Source organism: Paenibacillus sp. JT31N11 (assembly GCF_056269285.1).
In genome coordinates this window covers 209,274-225,805 of sequence record NZ_JBWDNQ010000001.1, presented here as the reverse complement: position 1 = coordinate 225,805, position 16,532 = coordinate 209,274, and the positions used below count along the sequence as shown (strand labels likewise).

18 protein-coding genes and 1 pseudogene are annotated in these 16,532 nt (G+C 52.1%); 8 read left to right on the top strand and 11 right to left on the bottom strand.

The genetic code is table 11. The features are described 5' to 3' along the window. Window positions 1-8: 8 nt before the first annotated feature. Window positions 9-410: a YtxH domain-containing protein gene (locus AC0YNV_RS01055; RefSeq protein ID WP_475765126.1), complete on the bottom strand. Its 402-nt coding sequence runs from the start codon at window positions 408-410 to the stop codon at window positions 9-11. 1 nt (window position 411) lies between these two features. Continuing rightward, the gene (locus AC0YNV_RS01050) at window positions 412-918 is read right to left on the bottom strand and encodes a DUF948 domain-containing protein (protein WP_475765124.1); all 507 of its coding nucleotides are present in this window, start codon (window positions 916-918) and stop codon (window positions 412-414) included. 191 nt (window positions 919-1,109) lie between these two features. Between AC0YNV_RS01050 and AC0YNV_RS01045 the strand changes: the two genes are divergently transcribed. The 3 genes and pseudogenes from AC0YNV_RS01045 to AC0YNV_RS01035 all read left to right on the top strand — a co-directional run bounded on the left by AC0YNV_RS01045 (window position 1,110) and on the right by AC0YNV_RS01035 (window position 2,345). Next, window positions 1,110-1,259, top strand: coding sequence for an SDR family NAD(P)-dependent oxidoreductase (locus AC0YNV_RS01045; RefSeq protein ID WP_475765121.1), 150 nt, complete (start codon window positions 1,110-1,112; stop codon window positions 1,257-1,259). 14 nt (window positions 1,260-1,273) lie between these two features. Further along, window positions 1,274-1,924, top strand: a pseudogene (locus AC0YNV_RS01040) (SDR family NAD(P)-dependent oxidoreductase). 49 nt (window positions 1,925-1,973) lie between these two features. Further along, window positions 1,974-2,345 (top strand): MerR family transcriptional regulator, encoded by a 372-nt coding sequence (locus AC0YNV_RS01035; protein WP_475765119.1) that lies wholly within the window; start codon window positions 1,974-1,976, stop codon window positions 2,343-2,345. 82 nt (window positions 2,346-2,427) lie between these two features. On the opposite strand, the gene AC0YNV_RS01030 is transcribed toward AC0YNV_RS01035, so the two are convergent. From AC0YNV_RS01030 to AC0YNV_RS01020, 3 genes are all read right to left on the bottom strand, one after another. Next, complete coding sequence (locus tag AC0YNV_RS01030; protein ID WP_379112744.1) at window positions 2,428-3,093, bottom strand: helix-turn-helix transcriptional regulator; 666 nt, start codon at window positions 3,091-3,093, stop codon at window positions 2,428-2,430. 168 nt (window positions 3,094-3,261) lie between these two features. Beyond that, window positions 3,262-3,687: a DUF86 domain-containing protein gene (locus tag AC0YNV_RS01025; protein ID WP_210037600.1), complete on the bottom strand. Its 426-nt coding sequence runs from the start codon at window positions 3,685-3,687 to the stop codon at window positions 3,262-3,264. Window positions 3,688-3,770: 83 nt separating this feature from the next. Beyond that, window positions 3,771-4,058 (bottom strand): Dabb family protein, encoded by a 288-nt coding sequence (locus tag AC0YNV_RS01020; protein ID WP_210037599.1) that lies wholly within the window; start codon window positions 4,056-4,058, stop codon window positions 3,771-3,773. Between the two features lie 119 nt (window positions 4,059-4,177). Here AC0YNV_RS01020 and AC0YNV_RS01015 point away from each other — a divergent pair, with 119 nt between their 5' ends. Continuing rightward, the gene (locus AC0YNV_RS01015; protein WP_475765116.1) at window positions 4,178-4,429 is read left to right on the top strand and encodes a hypothetical protein; all 252 of its coding nucleotides are present in this window, start codon (window positions 4,178-4,180) and stop codon (window positions 4,427-4,429) included. A gap of 138 nt (window positions 4,430-4,567) precedes the next feature. On the opposite strand, the gene AC0YNV_RS01010 is transcribed toward AC0YNV_RS01015, so the two are convergent. The 4 genes from AC0YNV_RS01010 to AC0YNV_RS00995 all read right to left on the bottom strand — a co-directional run bounded on the left by AC0YNV_RS01010 (window position 4,568) and on the right by AC0YNV_RS00995 (window position 8,382). After that, on the bottom strand, window positions 4,568-4,948 hold the full coding sequence (locus tag AC0YNV_RS01010; RefSeq protein ID WP_210037597.1) for a cupredoxin domain-containing protein: 381 nt from the start codon (window positions 4,946-4,948) through the stop codon (window positions 4,568-4,570). A gap of 125 nt (window positions 4,949-5,073) precedes the next feature. Continuing rightward, window positions 5,074-5,451, bottom strand: a complete 378-nt coding sequence (locus AC0YNV_RS01005) for a YhjD family protein (protein ID WP_475765114.1) — start codon at window positions 5,449-5,451, stop codon at window positions 5,074-5,076. A 216-nt stretch (window positions 5,452-5,667) separates the two neighbouring features. Beyond that, complete coding sequence (locus tag AC0YNV_RS01000; protein WP_475765112.1) at window positions 5,668-6,063, bottom strand: phage holin family protein; 396 nt, start codon at window positions 6,061-6,063, stop codon at window positions 5,668-5,670. 132 nt (window positions 6,064-6,195) lie between these two features. Then, the gene (locus AC0YNV_RS00995) at window positions 6,196-8,382 is read right to left on the bottom strand and encodes an alpha-galactosidase (RefSeq protein ID WP_475765110.1); all 2,187 of its coding nucleotides are present in this window, start codon (window positions 8,380-8,382) and stop codon (window positions 6,196-6,198) included. Between the two features lie 239 nt (window positions 8,383-8,621). On the opposite strand from AC0YNV_RS00995, the gene AC0YNV_RS00990 reads away from it, so the two are divergent. The 4 genes from AC0YNV_RS00990 to AC0YNV_RS00975 all read left to right on the top strand — a co-directional run bounded on the left by AC0YNV_RS00990 (window position 8,622) and on the right by AC0YNV_RS00975 (window position 12,740). Next, on the top strand, window positions 8,622-10,082 hold the full coding sequence (locus AC0YNV_RS00990; protein WP_210037593.1) for a spore germination protein: 1,461 nt from the start codon (window positions 8,622-8,624) through the stop codon (window positions 10,080-10,082). A 62-nt stretch (window positions 10,083-10,144) separates the two neighbouring features. Next, the gene (locus AC0YNV_RS00985) at window positions 10,145-11,365 is read left to right on the top strand and encodes a Ger(x)C family spore germination protein (RefSeq protein ID WP_475765107.1); all 1,221 of its coding nucleotides are present in this window, start codon (window positions 10,145-10,147) and stop codon (window positions 11,363-11,365) included. A 17-nt stretch (window positions 11,366-11,382) separates the two neighbouring features. Next, a complete protein-coding gene (locus tag AC0YNV_RS00980; RefSeq protein ID WP_475765106.1) occupies window positions 11,383-11,628 on the top strand; it encodes a hypothetical protein in 246 nt (81 codons plus the stop codon). A 5-nt stretch (window positions 11,629-11,633) separates the two neighbouring features. Beyond that, on the top strand, window positions 11,634-12,740 hold the full coding sequence (locus tag AC0YNV_RS00975; RefSeq protein WP_475765104.1) for a GerAB/ArcD/ProY family transporter: 1,107 nt from the start codon (window positions 11,634-11,636) through the stop codon (window positions 12,738-12,740). A gap of 61 nt (window positions 12,741-12,801) precedes the next feature. Here AC0YNV_RS00975 and AC0YNV_RS00970 read toward each other — a convergent pair whose 3' ends face one another. Further along, window positions 12,802-15,069, bottom strand: a complete 2,268-nt coding sequence (locus AC0YNV_RS00970; RefSeq protein WP_475765102.1) for an alpha/beta hydrolase family protein — start codon at window positions 15,067-15,069, stop codon at window positions 12,802-12,804. Window positions 15,070-15,323: 254 nt separating this feature from the next. Then, window positions 15,324-16,469: a metallophosphoesterase gene (locus tag AC0YNV_RS00965; protein WP_475765099.1), complete on the bottom strand. Its 1,146-nt coding sequence runs from the start codon at window positions 16,467-16,469 to the stop codon at window positions 15,324-15,326. Between the last annotated feature and the right edge of the window lie 63 nt (window positions 16,470-16,532).

Below are 16,532 nucleotides of genomic sequence, written 5' to 3'. Positions count from 1 at the left end.
GAAACACTTTAGCGGATCGTTTGTATTTCCTCTTTGGCTTCCTCCAATGTATCCTTCAACGCTTCCTTGGTATTATCGAACTCCGGAAGATCAATACCCTCCAGCAGTTCATCCTTCCGGGATCCGCGCCAGCTGCTGATGCTGCCGATGACATTGCCGGCTGTATCCTTGGCCTTGTCACTCAGAATCGCTGCTTTGCTGCCCACCTGCTTGACAATGCGGGCTGTGGAATCTCCGGCATGCGTGACTACTCTTACGGTCCGGTCCGTTACCTGCCGTGTGCCGTCAGAAATATCCCGGCGCAGCTCCTTCCCGGCCTTTGGCGCAAGCAGAAGCGCTGTAACCGATCCGAGGATGCTTCCGGCAACCGCGCCAAACATAAAACTGCTTCTCCGATTCAATTTACCCATTTCAATCGCTCCTTTTAGGATTGTTTTTAGTAGCGTGCCCTTCTCCATACTCCGTGCATGCAGAGGAATCTTTGTTATCTTTGCGCTTTGTCTGCCAGAACTGCCAGGCACTATAACCGACTTCAGCCAAATCCAGCGCGCCGGCAATATGCCGCTGGTATTTGCCGCCAGCATTTTCCACATACCGCTCTGTCGTTTGCGACAAAGCGCCGGACAAGCTGCTGATTGCTTTTGTCGTCTGGTCCGCCGTTTCACCGATCCGCCGTACGGATTCGAACAGTTTGGATGCTCCGTCAAGCTGGTGCTGCAGCGTCCTGACTGTGTCCGAGGCTGCTCCCATGAGCTGACAGGTCTGTGCGGCAGCTTCTTGAGCATGGCGTTCCATAGCCTTCGCCGCATAGACCAGCTGATCCAGCTTGCGGTCCACAGACCTCAGCCATAGAAGCACGCCCAGCACCAGCATCACAAACGCGGCAACAAAGGCCGCAGTCAGCCAAAGGTTCAACATCGTGATCCGTCCTCCTTTGCTGCGCAATAGACTAATGCCCATTTCTAATCACAGTATAAGCAGCATGGGCTTGACTTGACACAAAGAAAGATGAGAATTCGAAAATCATAAAAAAGCCATTGACCTAGAGTTCACTCTAGAAGATATGATGTGTTTGCAGTCCAAATAATCAACATGCCAAGCACACTTTATTGAAAACCATATTGATAACAGGAACATCGACGGGAATCGGAAAAGCCGCGGCCCTGCATTTTGCTGATAAAGGTTGGAATGTTATCGCAACCATGCGTTCACCCGAGCTTGAAACCGGATTGACTTCTTTAGAGAGAATGTTCTGGTGACGAGGCTTGACGTGATGCAGAAAGAGACGATTCACGAGGCGGTAGCAAAAGGCATACAACGTTTTGGCTCGATCGATGTTCTTCTTAATAATGCCGGTTACGGAACGATGGGCATCTTCGAGGCCGCTGCCGATGAACAAATCCAAAGACAATTTGACATCAACGTATTTGGTTAAATGAGCATGACAAAAGCGCTATTGCCGCATTTCAGAGCAAAGCAGGATGGAGTCATTATCAATATTTCGTCCATGGGCGGAAAAGTGGCATTTCCTGCAATGACGCTTTATCACGCAGCCAAATTTGCAGTTGAAGGTTTTACCGAATCGCTGTCTTATGAGCTGGCTCCGCAAAACATCCGGGTCAAATTGATCGAGCCTGGTATGGTGAAAACCGACTTTGGCGGAAGATCCATGGATTTCTTTAACGATGAGTCGCTGACGGAATATCAGGAATTTCTGAATAAAGCTGGGGCCGGTTTCGGAAAAATGGGCAATGGTATCCAATCTCCTCCGGAGTACGCTGCGGAAATCATCTACGAGGCGGCAACCGACGGTACAAATCAATTGAGATACATTGTTGGCGAGGATGCAAAAGAGGTTTTAAAGCTAAGAAAAGAATTGGACGATACGGCATTCAACGGGCACATCGCCGGAATCTTTTCCTAAACGCCCGACTAGCGCTATGATAGGCGTAAAATACAAGGTGGATTTATAAATGAGTTATACAATCGGGCAAGTTGCCGAGGAGACCGGATTATCGATCCATACCCTGCGGTATTATGAAAAGGAGGGCATTCTTCCTGCTGTCAAGCGCAGTGAGAACGGGATACGGATTTTTGAAGAAGAAGACATTGAATGGCTAAAATTTGCCTGCTGTCTTCGTGACACGGGCATGACGATTCTCGAAATGAAGGAATTTGCCAAGCTCACTCTCCAAGGAAGCGAAACCATCGAAGAACGGATGAACAGGCTTCATAAACAGAAGGCGCGGGTTAAAGCTCAAGCGGATAAGCTCATGTCCTTCCTATCGATGATCGATCATAAACTGGATTTCTATTCCAACGAACAGGAAGCCTCTGATCATTAAACAAACACGGCAGTCGCTGCCGTGTTTGTTTGTTTTGAACCGCAGTTTTCTTGGTTCACCTGATCGAGGCGGACTTGTCGTATCAGCCCCCGGAAATCCGGTAGCTGCATTTGCTCCCGCCTTTGGCCAGGCATTCCGTTCTTTCCACATCCGTGTCCAGCAGCTGCCTGAACAGTGCCAGCTCGCATTGGCAGGCCTGCTGGTAACGGCTTGCCACTTGGGCAATCGGACAATTATATTCATGCAGTACGAAGCCTTCCTGATCCTGCTCCAGCTGTACCATATAACCGCCGTCATTCTGAATCGCCGCAAGCTCCGTCACCTTCTCAGGAAGGCTCTTGCCTTCCATACGCAGCGCATAACGTTCGATCAGCTTGCGCTTGCGTCCTTCGAACAAACGGTCTACCAAAGCGGCAGTATCCGGATCGTCCTCCAGCTCCTGGAGCAGATCCATTGCCAGCACATGATAATTCTTGGGAAACAGATGCTCCGCCTGCTCGGTCAATCGATAGATGTGGGAAGGTCTTCCCATTGCCTGTCTTACAATAGAAAGCTTAATAAGTCCGTCCCGTTCCAGTGTGCTCAAGTGGCGCCTGACGGCCATCTCTGTAATTTGAAGGTGCTTCGCCAGATCACCGGCCTTCATCTGCCCCTTCGTCTTCAGCAGCAGGAGGACGGTTTGGCGCGTCGATCCCTCATGCCGGGCAGGCAGCTCCTGCTGTGCAAAATATTCGCCATCCTGTTCCACCTTAACCACCACCTTGCGCGCCGCACGGTTCTTGCTGCAATTTCCGTACGTTAGATAGCGTCATTGTATCGTACTTTTAACCTTTCGTAAATCGCGGGACCTATATCGGTCAATAAAAAAAGCACCGGCAGGGTCCATGCTCCCTGCCGATGCCGTGAATTCCTGTATTTATGCGCCCAATTCCTTCGCCAGATAGGTTTGTACTGCGGATTGAAATTGCTGCAGGATACCCGGAAGGATAAGCGACAGCGGATGCAGCCGAGCTCTGTCCCACTCGTAATAATCCTGCACCAGCGGCTTGCGCAGCCGAACCAGCTCCAGCAGAGTCCCATGGATATCCTCCGGGAATACGCCCTCGCCCGCAATAATATCGATGATATCCTCGTAACTGCTGGCATCGCGCATAATGAATCCATCAATCAGACAGCTCCCAATATCGGTAACTGTCTCAATGGCCAAATGCAGCGCCCGCTCCTGTGCAAGCCCGCCGAGCAGTCCGCCATCCCAGCCCTCGGCAATCATGCCGAGCGCATCCACAAGCTGCGGAATGACGTCCAGCCTGGCCGATATCTGTTCCTGATTCACATAGTACATGCTATCATGCCCCTGCCCTGTTTTGCATTTGTTGTTGCCGAATAGTTATTTCCATCCCGGGCTTCAAGCTCCATACGGATGCCTTAGCTCTCGTAGTCGACGCTCACCGATGATTCCCTGACTTCACTTATATGCTCGATGACTTTTTTATGTACGGGATGCACCTGATACGCCGCGAGCGCTTCCATGGAATCCACTTTTGTAACCAGGGCAATGTCATAGGAGCGCTCGGAATGCAGCACATCGGTGCCGACTTCAATGGACCGAAGCTCATCGATTTTGCCCTCCATATCTTTGAGCACCTTTACCGTGCGGGCAATGCTTTCCGGCGAACGGTCCTTCAATTTGAAAAATACAATATGCGTAATCATGACAAAACCTCTCCTTTTTTATTACGGGTTATGTACCGCATGATGAAACCCCTTTTGTCACATAATAACCTAAGCTGCCGTCCATCGGCAATTCTTTTGCAAAAAGGGGCTGATTATCTGTGCGTTATCCGGTTACGACCGTAGCAACCTTGATTGGCATTGGTTTATGCCTTTATAACTATACGGGATATGATCCCCATAACATGGTGTTCTTCATGTTCAGCGTCCCGGGCTGGTTCGCCGACATGTTCATGGACATCCATCAGCTGAATGTGATTTTCATGTATATCCTGACCATTATCAGCTGGGCCTTGATCGGTCTGTTCTGCGATTGGATGATCGCACGGGACAGACGCCGGAGCCAAACCTGAACAAACGTGAATTCAAGAAGACTGGCATTATTGTCGGCGACAAGGCAAGTTATTCCCCTCGAAAGATAAGCAAGGTATGGGAATCAAAATTGCTTATCTTTTCAAAAAAAAGGAGCCCTGGAGGCTCCTTTTTTCCGTTTATCCCACGATAATAACGGATTTCATATCTGCATGTCCTACGCCGCACATGACGGAGCAGTGCAATTCATAAGTGCCGGGTTTGTCAAACGTAACTTCTTGCTCCAATTTATCACCCTGCAGGTCAATATTCAGCTCGGGAATCGCCAATCCGTGCACCCCGCTTTTGTTGACAAGCTTCAGGATCACTTTATCGCCTGTTTTCACATGGTATTCTTTTTGGTCATAAACGAAATCACTGGATGCTTCCACCTTCAAGAGCGATGTGCCAGGCGGCAGAGAGGCCGCTTCGTCTACAGGTTTGTCCGGAAGCTGGGTTGTCAGCAAAAAAACGCCTAAAAGTGAGGCTGCTGCGAAAATGATAAACATAATCCACTTCATTGCTCCTTGCTCCCCTTCGTCATCAGAATGTCTACTCCCTATATTACCTAAGATCGTCCGTTATTCTCAACCTTAAACTGCACAAAGGGATAAAATTTTTTTGTTTTTTGACAAAACGATGAACGTTATTTGACCATGTACGTCTTTAAAAGCCGCTCCGTCTCGGCACGGATAAAAGTCCAGCGGAGCGAAAATTCATGATGATAACCCTGGCAGATATATTTGGTCGTAATTCCGCCGTCTCCCCGCTTCTCCTCATAGATGTGAATCCCGCTTTCCCGAAATTGCCGGCGCAGAGCCGCCAGCTCCAGCATGACACGATCCTGCAGCCCGCGCAACATCGACTCGTACACTCTGGGCAGCTTCGTCGCCGCGGAGCCGACGACGCGAATATCATGATCAAGAATAAGCATCAGAATGCCAAGCAGAATATAACGTTTGACTAATTCAAGCTCCTTGCCGATTTGAACGGTCGGCTGCGAGCTCATATCGATGGCCATCATGGACCCCTCCATATCTCAATCCCATTAAACAAGAACATTTGTTCCCATTATAGCTCAGGAGCCCCGCTTATGCAAGGAGGAGATAACAACGTAAGAAGAGCCGGCTATCGCCTACCTCTGGCGGCGACATATAGAGGCATGAAACTTATCCATTCTATAAGGTCAAAAAAAGCCAGCCCTATAAGGCTGGCCATGAGAAGGATTAGTTATACGGTTTTAATCTTTTTTGTTCTTCAGCACCTGGATGAGATCGCGCAAACGCTCCGGCATCGGCACACCGATTCTGCCCAGGTTCTCGGTGATGGAAATCAGCTCATTAGCCAGGTAGAAGTAAATGGCGCCGCCCATTGCAATATTATCAAGCTCAAGCAAAATATCAATGCGGTGAGCAAGCAGAATAACCAGCAGCATGATGCCTTTCCTGGCGAGACCCCAGGACCCCACCAGACTGCTCAGTCCCTTCTTCTCCATCAACGCCGCGGTAACACCGGTCAAATAATCAACGCCCATGGCCACGAGCAGCAAGGAAAGCGACTCCGGCCAAATGCCATAAGCAAACATCAGGCCGGAACCCAATACCGCACATGCTGAACATATAACGAGCTGCTGCACAGAATACCACTCCCCTACAATGATGTCGTGTCACTTACACCATATGCGGGGGCGGTTAAGGTTGTCCGTTGCAATGACCCGGAACAAACACATATTTACTAGAATCCAAAACGTATGACCGACTTTGCCGCGCTAAACCGCTCTGAAGCGGTAGATGACGCTGGCATAATCATGCTTTGCCTGCGGTTTGACAATACCGGCATGCATCAGCTCATCGCCGCCGATAAACTCACCCTTCCCGATCCATTCATAAGTGCGGTTCGGATCAAGCCCTTTCAGCCGCAGCCGGTCCAGGCGGGCATTGGGTTCATTGAGCTCTGTGACATGGACAGCCAGTGCTTCGGATTGATCTTCGGACACAAACATCCATGCCGTCTCATTGCCCTCGAAAGGACTGAGCAGCCTGTAAAACAAACCGAATTGAGTCAGCTCGCGGATCTCCTTGACCAGGGCAATCTGCCCTTTCACTTCGGTCTTCTCGGCATCGTCAAACAGCGTCAGATCAAGCTCGTAGCCGAAATTCCCGGACATCGCCACATCTCCCCGGGTTTTCAGCGGCGTATTGCGTCCCACCTGATGGTTGGGCACAGCCGACACATGGGCCCCCATCGAGCTGACAGGATAGACGATGCTGGTGCCGTACTGAATCTTCAAACGGCTGATGGCATCCGAATTATCGCTTGTCCATGTTTGCGGCATGTAATAAAGCATTCCTGGATCGAAGCGTCCTCCCCCGCCGGAGCAGCTCTCAAACAGAATACCGGGGAAAGCCGTAGTGATTCTTTCCAGAACGCTGTAGAGACCCAGCATATATCGGTGCGCGGTCTCGCGCTGGCGGTCCGCCGGAAGCAGTGCCGATCCGATTTCTGTCATATTGCGGTTCATGTCCCATTTTACATAGGTGATCGGAGCGCTTTGCAGAATATCGCTCACGGACTGAACGATGTAATCCTGCACATCCTGTCTGGAGAGGTCCAGAATAAGCTGGCTTCTTGCTTCCGAACGGCGTCTGCCCGCGACATGAAGACACCAGTCCGGATGGGCGCGGTACAGATCGGAATCCGGCGAGACCATCTCCGGCTCGAACCAGAGGCCGAACTGCAGGCCCTGGCTGCGCACCCGCTCTGCCAGATCGGCAAGTCCGGCAGGCAGCTTCTTCTTATCGACCACCCAGTCGCCGAGCGAGCTATTGTCGCTGTCGCGGCGTCCGAACCAGCCATCATCCAGCACCAGGAGCTCGATGCCAAGCTCGCTTCCCGCTTTGGCGATGGCTTCAATCTTATCGGCATTGAAGTCAAAGTAAGTGGCTTCCCAGTTGTTGACCAGAATCGGCCGGGCCGCGTCGCGGTATGCCCCGCGGCACAGCTTCGTGCGGTAGAGCTCATGATAGGTGCGTGACATGGCTCCCAGACCTTCCGCAGAGAAGACCATAACCGCTTCCGGCGTCTGAAACGCTTCTCCAGGCTCAAGCAGCCAGGAGAAATCAAAAGGATTAATTCCCAAATAGGCACGGGCGGTATGGAACTGGTCCACCTCCACCCCGCCGACAAAGCTTCCGCTGTAGACCAGACTGAAGCCGTACACCTCGCCCTGATCCTCGGCGGCATCCTTGGAGAGGAGCGCAAAGAACGGATTGTGCATATGGCTGCTGGAGCCACGGCGGCTCTCGACTGATTGCGTGCCCGGCACTAAAGCGCGGCGGTGAATGTAGCGCTCACGTGTCCAGGCGCCTGACAGCTGCAGCATATCATAGCGGTCATGCGGCAGGTCGACGCTGGCACTGAGCGCACGCTTCAGGCTGATCGCTTCAGAGCTGATATTCATAATCCTTGAAGAACGGATGATGGCGTCGAATTTCTCAAACACCGTATAGGACAGCTCCACTTTCAAGCCCGCCAGCTCATCGGCCAGCTCGACAATCAAGGTTTGCACTTCCTGATCGTTCTCCGCATACACGGCAGGCAAATTCTCAAGCTTCGGTTTGCCGGCTTCTATCCGGTGGGTTACATAATGAAGCTCCGTCGCGCTTGCACCGCTGGACAGCAGTACCTCATAGGCAGGCGTACGCGTATCGCTCGTGCCGTAGCCCGGATATTCATGGGGAAGCGTATCCAGTGAAATCGTACGGTCTTCCCGGATCGGGTTGGAGCTGAAGGATGCCCGCTCCACGCGCTCCAGCAGCCGCCCGGGATAGGCTTGTTTTATTTTGCGTCCCCAGTAAAGCTGGGTCGGATAACCTTTCAATGCTTGAAAAATATAACTCATGGATGGAGTTTGCAAATGGAAAAGCTGGTGTTCTTCATCGAAACGAATCGTCATGGTTGCCTGTCCTCCTATTTTTAAAACCTGTAGCCTGGCCGCACGATATAAGTATAGGCGCGCGCTTTATGGCTGAGTATGGACGCATTTAGCCGCGATATGGATGAATGTAGGGTAATAGCATGTCCACCTTGGACGATTATCCTTACCGCGGCTGCAGGTTTGCCCCGGGAATGAATAAGGAATGGTCTTCCATGGGAATCGTAAGGAAAAGCGAATGCAGGGGAGGGTCTATTGTAATGCCGGTTTCCATTTCTGCCCGAATTGAAAATAACCTGGCTTATATACAAAATGTATTCAAGGATTGCAATGACTTGATGATAGCCCCCTGGAAGTATGGCCCTCACATGGAGTATCGTGCTGTATCCATTTATTTCAACACACTGACTTCCGAGAAAGTCATGAATTATTTCAAGCAGACGCTGCAGGATCTCGTCCCTCATACGGTAGGTCCCGGCACGGAAGTTACGCTGGAAATGATTGAACAATATTTCAGCGAGCATGTCGCTTCTTCTGAATCCGCGCTCATTATCAAGGACTTCGCGCAAGTGGAATCACTGCTGCTCAGCGGCTGTGCGATGGTGTTCATCGACGGCTGGAACAAGGTGATCAGCTACCGCACCCCCGATTTGGACAGACGGCAGGTGACAGAACCGGTTACGGAACCGGTGGTGCAGGGTCCAAGGGAGTCAACCGTTGAGAATCTCAGGAAAAACATCGGGATGATCCGCTTGCGCATCCGGAATCCCAAAGTTAAATTCAACTATCTTCCCACCGGAGGCCAGGCGCACACCGTCATTGCTTACGGTTATATGGAAGACGCCGTTGATCCGAATGTGCTCAAGGAATTCAAAAAAAGGCTTGCCCAGCTCCCGAATGGCGACGTATTGGAAACCTCATACGTTGAAGAGCTTCTGGAGGATCACACATGGACGCCCTTCCCTCAATTCCGTTATACAGAACGGACTGATGTAGCGGCAGCGGCGCTTTTGAGCGGGAAAATCATTGTCCTTACGGAAGGCACAGGCAGCATTCTGGTCTGTCCCGGATTGTTCTTTGAGCTGTTTCAATCCAGCGAGGACTATTACCAGCGGACGGCCATCGCGAATTCCATCAGGCTGCTGCGTCTGTTTTCCTTTCTCATTGCCTTGGGACTTCCGAGCGTATACATCGCAATTTCGACGTTTCACACAGAGCTCATCCCTACCGTACTGCTGCTGGCTATTATCGATTCACGCGAAGGAATCCCGTTCCCGGCTTTCGCCGAAGCGATTATTATGATGTTTATATTCGAGCTGCTGCGCGAGGCGGGCATCCGTCTGCCAAGGCCGGTCGGCTCTGCGGTCAGTATTGTCGGAGCGCTCGTCGTCGGCGAAGCGGCTATCAACGCAGGTATCGCCTCCCCGATAATGGTCGTGGTTACGGCGCTTACCGGGATCGCTTCGTTCTCGCTGCCGCAGTACAATTTCGCCATTTCACTCCGCCTGCTGCAGCTCCCGCTGATGCTGCTTGCCGCCATACTCGGAGGGTTCGGACTTATGATTGGCTTCCTGCTGGTATGGAACCATCTGATCCGGTTGAAATCGCTTGGCATCCCATATATGACTCCGCTGGCGCCATGGATACCGGGACAGATGCGCGATGTTATTTACCGCCAACCGCTAAAAACCTTGATGAAGCATACGAAGCCGCCAACGTAAGGAAAGCTCTCCTTTCCTGCAATAACGGGCCGACCTCCTGCGGCTTCACGGACAAGAAAGGGGTGAGTGCGCTGCTGCCGCAAAAAACGGTCTCTTATACGCTGAAGCTGATTGGAATGATGGTAGCGGCCATCCTGTTCGTTACAGCCCTGTCCGGCTGCGGAGATCGCTCGGAGCTTCCCGAACGGGCATTCGTGATGGGAGTCGGCATTGACGAATCTGAAACCGGGAAGCTGCTGCTGACTTTTCAAATTTATAAGCCCTCGCAAAGCATTGCGACCAAAGGCAATGTCGGGCAGCCGTATATTAATGTGAGAACAACCGATGACTCCGTTATGGAAGCCATCCGGGATGTAACCAATCACCTGGGGAGAAAAGCGCAGTTCAGCCATATGCGGGTCATTCTGATCAGCGATACGCTGGTCCGCAAAATCCCCGTAGCCAAGCTGCTGGAAATGTTCTACAGGGATCATGAATCCCGTCTGACATGCTCCGTCATAGTCACCCGCGGACCGACCTTTAACTATTTCTCCAAGCGTCCCCTGATCGAGAATACGGTCAGCCAGCAGTATTACTTGAGCGAAGAGCAGGCCAGCCAAAACAGCGGCAAATCCGTGGAATCCAATCTGCTTAAATTAGCTCTCCAGGTCAGAAGCGCAACGGGCAATGCCACACTTCCCTTTCTGGAGACAAGTACGGATGAAACCGGCAAGGACCCCCGCATTACGGGCATTGCTGTTCTCAGAAAAGGACTGATGGTCGGCCAGTTGAAGGGCTACTATAGCGAAGGGCTTCTCATGCTTACCAATAAATACAAAAGCGGCAGTATCGAGCTGCCTTGTCCGGACAAGTCCGCCGGTAAATCTTCAGGGATTGACGAATCGGTGGAGGTAGTCAGCTATAAAGTACAGAAGACCGTCAAGCTCAAAGGCGATCAAATCCATGTAAACCTTCATGCGGATGCGAAAGTAGCGGCGATCGAGCTCTCATGCTCCACCATATCCAATGATGCTGAAGAAACCGCCTTCGAGAAGCGGATTGCGGATCAGATCAAACAGCAGATGGAGAACACTTTGAATCATATCGTAGCGATGAAGGTGGATTTGCTTGGAATCGGCAATCAAATCAACCGGCATCATCCGGCTTTATGGAAGAAGTGGAAGCCTGATTGGCCAAACAGATTTGCCGGTGTAACGTTCACAATTGATACGCATACCCTCATGGTTACACATGGAACAACAACAGGCAAACCGCTGCTCGAAGACGAGCCGCAGCAAGAATAACAGGCAGGTGAGCCATTATGGTAACGGTTATTGTAGTGATTTGGATCGCCATCATGGCAGGGTGCGACTTGCGTGCAGGACGGCGGGAGGGCCCGAGGCCGGCCCGGATAAAGTTCATTTACGGCCTGCTCCTGCTGGTTATTGCTTACCACACGATTGTCATTCAAGGAAATCTCCACTGGCTCACCTATTATGATTCGGCGAATGCGCTTTTCGGCGGGGCAGGCAATACGATAATGAAGTGGGTTAAAACGAAAGGATGAGCAGCATGCAGGTGAAAATAACGCCGCTCCAGGCGGTGATCTTTCTATTTATCTATCTCACCAGTTCAGCGATCATCAATATTCCCGCGCCGCTCATAAGCTTTGCCGGCAATTCGTCATGGATTAGCCTCTGTATCTCGGCAGTCATGGGCATGATCCTGATACTGCCTGTCTTGTGGCTGGCCCGGACGTTTCCGGAGAAAAATTTCATCGAATACAGCAAAGAGACCGTTGGAGCCCCTGTCGCCTTCCTGCTTGGCCTCGCATTTCTTTATTATCAAATTCATATGGGAGCCGCCATCGTTCTGGATATTGCGATGTTTCTAAAAAGCTCGATGATGCGGTCGACACCGTCCTACTGGTTTATATTTCTCATTTTCCTGGTTGTTGCCGTGACGGTTGACGCCGGAATCGATAAAATAACCGGGTTGTTCCCGATCCTCATCGTCAACGTCATGTTCTTCGTTTCCCTCATTGTGCTGATGTCGATTACAAATTTCGATTTTAACCACCTGCTGCCGATTTTACCTGATGGCGTCAAGCCGCTGCTGCACGGGATCTACTATTCCTTCGGTTTTCCTTTTGTCGAGGTTGTAGTCTTCTCCATGATCCTCCCTTTCGTCGCCGGCCCCAGACCGGGGTATGTACTCAAAATGCTTGCCGCTATAGGGCTTACTGCGCTATCGCTCATCGTAACAACGCTTACCACGATCCTCGTGTTCGGCCCCATTGCAGGGGAACGCAAATATTCGCTGTTTGAGGTCGCGCGCTCGGTGAGCATTCTGGATGTTTTTCAGCGGATTGAAGCCCTGATCGGTTATTCGCTCATTGTCGCTTCCTTTATGAAAACAACGATCCTGCTCTTCACAGCACATCAAACTTGCATCCATTTGCTGGGACTCAAAAAGGACAAGATGCTGGTGTTTCCCCTGGCGCTGCTGATGGCTCTCATCTCCATGACAGCCATCGAGGGCGGAGAGGCCAAATGGAACTACGAGGTGACCGTTATTCATCCGATGTGGGGCATGTTATGCGGAGCTGTGCCGCTCCTGCTTGTATTCTTCATTGCGCTGATCCGGCGCAAGAAAAAACCGGCCTCCACACTCCCGTAAGGGGGCGGTGACCGGTTATCAATTGGATGCCTATATGACTGGCAGAGTCCCCGGATAAGAGCTAGGAAGCGAACACCGGCTTATCCACGCCGATGTCGTCCAGCATGATTTTACCTTGACTGCCCGACAGAAAGAATGTGATCTCCGACAAGCTCCCAGGATCGAACTGCGGATTCTCCGCCTGAAATTGACTGAGCTGCAGTCTGTAGGTCTGGAAAACAGGCTGCATGGCATCCTTGTATTTGCCATCCTTGGCCCCATCCTCCAGCCACGAGGCGATCGTGAATATCGTCTTCGGCTGCCAGGTTACCGGAAGGAAGCGGTCAAGCGGCAAGCGGACCTGTACGCCGTTCCGGCTCTTGAGCCGGATATCGATGGAAGGTAAAGAATCGCCCGCCGACTCCTCATCAGAGAGCCGGTCCTGCTCCAGATTGGACATGGAGAATACAAGACTCGCCTCCCCATCAGCTGCAAGCTTTTTGTCGATTGACGGGTCCAGCTTCAGCGTATAAGAGCCTCCCTGCTGCTTCTTCCATTCCAGCACCGATCCTTTGGTGCCCTTGTTGTAGCCGTCGCGGTCCTTCGCCGCCGCCTCCGACCATTGCAGACCGTCCACCTGAACGGTTACCCCGTTCTTATAGGTCGATTTGTCGGCATCGTCGTCGAAACGGGCCAGCTCCTTGAAGCTTCCGTCTTCGAAACGGCTCGTATATCGGCCCTCCGGCAGCCAGCTGCTGCCTGTGCGATAATCGGCAAACAGCTCCTTGTAATGCGTATTGCCGTGGAGGGCCACCTCCAGCAAAGCAGACACATACACCTTAGCGATCTGCTGCTGGTCCGCGGCCGCCATCATGCCGTCCTGAGTTAACAATAAGCCGCCAGGCAGACTGTCGTCCATCGTGCCCCACTCCGTGTTAAAGCGGCTGTGGTTGGCCTGGGCAATGTAAAGGGCTGCCTTGAAGCGATCCGATCCCGGGGAGAAGGTGGAGCGGATATACTGCCGTTCCCCGGTATACGTGTCAACATCGCCGTCATTGGCTCCCTGAAGCGTCAAATAATAGGTATCCTTAAGTGCAGCCAGCTGCTTGTCGACGGTTTTGTCCGTTGGCGCAATGCCGATAACCGCTTGAATCCTGATGTCACCCAGCTGTTTCAGGCTGGCATCGGAAGCAAACCACCTGGAGCGGTCCGCTGCCATCGCTACGGCCTGCCCTCCCCTGGAGTGGCCAATCAGCGCAACATTCTGCAGATCAACCTTATTGTAAAAGGGGCTGCCTGCCTGATCGTTGAAAGCGGAGATCTGCTGCAGATGCTGAAGCAGAACCCAGGCCCTTACCTTCATATCCTGATTCGGGATATTGGCCCACACGGAGTAATTAAGGAAGTTCTCATCTACAGAGACGGCAATAAATCCCCGGCTGGCCAGCAATTCGCCCAAATAGGCATAACCTTCGTCGGAAAACTGCTCCATCAGATGATTGCCGTGAACTATAAGCACCAGTGGGAAAGGCCCGCTGCCCTCCGGCATCCAGACTCTTCCATTAAGAGGCAGCGCATGCTCGTCAAAGCCCCAGAAGAAGGAACGCAGCCAAGGCCAGTATTTAATATAAGACGAGGCATCGACGGATTGCGAAGTCAGGTCCACCGACCCGCCAAACTCATCGCGGTGGCGATCCTCGCCGCTGCCGTACGTAAAGCTGGTGAAGCTGAAGGGCCCGGGACTGGCGGGGTCATCCGCCTGCAGAACATCCACGGGATAAGCGTCAACAGGGACATCCTGGGCAAAAACCGGCACGGCCGCCTGTTCCTGCCACGGCCAATAAGCGACCGCCACGCAAAGAATCCCCGCCGCCAAGAGAGATGCCAGCTTCGGCAGCGGCCTGATCCGGTAGCTGGCAAGCAGCCCGACCAGAATTCCCGCTATCATCCCGGCCGCTGTCAAGATTGCGGAGAGAATAACCGATAACAAAATGCCTTCGTCGGCAAAATACCAGATCAGATAAATCGCAATTCCTGCGACCAGCAGCGCTCCCGTATAAAAACGCGGCACAGGCAAATAACATAGCGTAAGCACAAATGCGATCAAAACCGCGCCAAGCGCCATGCCGATCGTACCAAGCAGGAAAATTGCCGATGTATCAAAAGCGGTTCCCAGCCCTGTCGGCATTCCCAGCGCCGCTATAATCAGCATGACGGAGCAGGCGAGCCACGGGCCGATCAGTGAATACCGCCAAAAGCGGGTATCATAATCAAACATGCTGTATATGCGATTAAGCAGCCATTCGATAAACATAGAGCTTCGGCGAACGGGCCGTAATTCCATCTCCATTTTTGAAATGCACTCCCTGAAAGCTTGCGCGTTATGGTGGAGCTGTCGGTTCTCTTATTCATTATAGAAGGCATCCATCCATGCAGCCAACACAATGTTGCTGCATAAGCAGAGAACTCTTGACAATTCCGGTTATTAACTAGCGGTGCAGGGCAAAAGCTCCCCGGCAAGTGACAAGCTGCCAGCTCGCTTGTAACACCTGCGAGTACCGGAAGAGGTTTGACGCAAGCGCAGCCGGATTTTTCACCGGACCTTTAGGCAAGCGGCTCGAAGGAAATGGTGATGTCCAATATTTCCGAACGGCTTCCGATCCGGATGGGAGGCCCCCAGGTTCCATAACCAGAGCTTACAATGGCATGGAGCCTGCCTTTATGCAGATAACCCCAGTCCAGCTCAAATATCCTCCGGGTAAGCAAATGATTCGGAGCCATTTGTCCCCGGTGCGTATGGCCGTGCAGCGACACGTCAATGCCGCTATCCGCGGCCTCGCCTATTGAGGAGGGCTGATGATCCAGCAGGATCAAGGGAAGAGAGTGATCCAGCTCCGCGATCAGCTCCTTGATGGGAAGGCGGCCGCTCCGGCCGGTTCTGACGCTTTGCGCCGCTTTATCCTTGCGCCCGACCAGATAGAAGCTGTCGGCGATTTTGAGCGTTTGATCGGTCAGTACGGGAATGCCCGCTTTATCCATAAGGGCAATAAACTCTTCTTTTTTGCCCCCGATATATTCGTGATTGCCCAGCACCGCGTAGGTGCCGTAGCGGGATTTGAAACCCTTCATGACACTTCCCAGATCAAGCCTCCGGAAGGGCTCAACGTCATCGTCGATGACATCGCCCGGAAGCAGCACAATATCCGGGTTCAGCTGATTGATGCGCTCCACCAGCAGCTTCAGATACCGTGTTCCCACAATCGTTCCGAGGTGCAGGTCGGAAGCGGCGGCAATGCGAAGCTGTTTGAGGTCGCCAGCCTGTTTGTTCACGACAACTGAATATTGCCGGACAATAGGATTCCACGCGTTCCAGGAGCCTCGCGCAAGAATAGCAATCAGAATCACAAAATAGACCGCGCCCGCAGACAGTACCGCCGTATCCCGGGAAACGGAAGCGCTGCGCTGCGCCCAGACGGCCAGATCAGCCAACGGCAGCAATATGACACTATATTCGAACACCGCAAACCAATAGGAGCCGATCCATTTCAAGCCCCGCGGGAGGGGACCGGGAATGACTCTCTCCAGCAGTCTGGAAATAATATAGGATAACGCGATAATCCAAAAGCATGTCCAATAGAGAGCGCCCGAATAGCTATCCGTCAGGGCAGACAGAAATACCGATCCATTCCAGCCAATATACCATTGCAATCCTACAAAAATACCAAGCACCGCAGCTATTGTGCCTATCATCCGAAAAACTCTCATACCTTCACTCCGCTTCTGCTTATCTGCGATTCAACCACATCTCTCTAT

Excerpts from the sequence above, each read along its gene's own strand:
- AC0YNV_RS01055 (WP_475765126.1), bottom strand. The coding sequence starts at position 410 with ATGGGTAAATTGAATCGGAGAAGCAGTTTTATGTTTGGCGCGGTTGCC.
- AC0YNV_RS01050 (WP_475765124.1), bottom strand. The coding sequence starts at position 918 with ATGTTGAACCTTTGGCTGACTGCGGCCTTTGTTGCCGCGTTTGTGATG.
- AC0YNV_RS01035 (WP_475765119.1), top strand. The coding sequence starts at position 1,974 with ATGAGTTATACAATCGGGCAAGTTGCCGAGGAGACCGGATTATCGATC.
- AC0YNV_RS01025 (WP_210037600.1), bottom strand. The coding sequence starts at position 3,687 with ATGTACTATGTGAATCAGGAACAGATATCGGCCAGGCTGGACGTCATT.
- AC0YNV_RS01020 (WP_210037599.1), bottom strand. The coding sequence starts at position 4,058 with ATGATTACGCATATTGTATTTTTCAAATTGAAGGACCGTTCGCCGGAA.
- AC0YNV_RS01010 (WP_210037597.1), bottom strand. The coding sequence starts at position 4,948 with ATGAAGTGGATTATGTTTATCATTTTCGCAGCAGCCTCACTTTTAGGC.
- AC0YNV_RS01005 (WP_475765114.1), bottom strand. The coding sequence starts at position 5,451 with ATGATGGCCATCGATATGAGCTCGCAGCCGACCGTTCAAATCGGCAAG.
- AC0YNV_RS00995 (WP_475765110.1), bottom strand. The coding sequence starts at position 8,382 with ATGACGATTCGTTTCGATGAAGAACACCAGCTTTTCCATTTGCAAACT.
- AC0YNV_RS00990 (WP_210037593.1), top strand. The coding sequence starts at position 8,622 with ATGCCGGTTTCCATTTCTGCCCGAATTGAAAATAACCTGGCTTATATA.
- AC0YNV_RS00980 (WP_475765106.1), top strand. The coding sequence starts at position 11,383 with ATGGTAACGGTTATTGTAGTGATTTGGATCGCCATCATGGCAGGGTGC.
- AC0YNV_RS00975 (WP_475765104.1), top strand. The coding sequence starts at position 11,634 with ATGCAGGTGAAAATAACGCCGCTCCAGGCGGTGATCTTTCTATTTATC.
- AC0YNV_RS00970 (WP_475765102.1), bottom strand. The coding sequence starts at position 15,069 with ATGGAGATGGAATTACGGCCCGTTCGCCGAAGCTCTATGTTTATCGAA.
- AC0YNV_RS00965 (WP_475765099.1), bottom strand. The coding sequence starts at position 16,469 with ATGATAGGCACAATAGCTGCGGTGCTTGGTATTTTTGTAGGATTGCAA.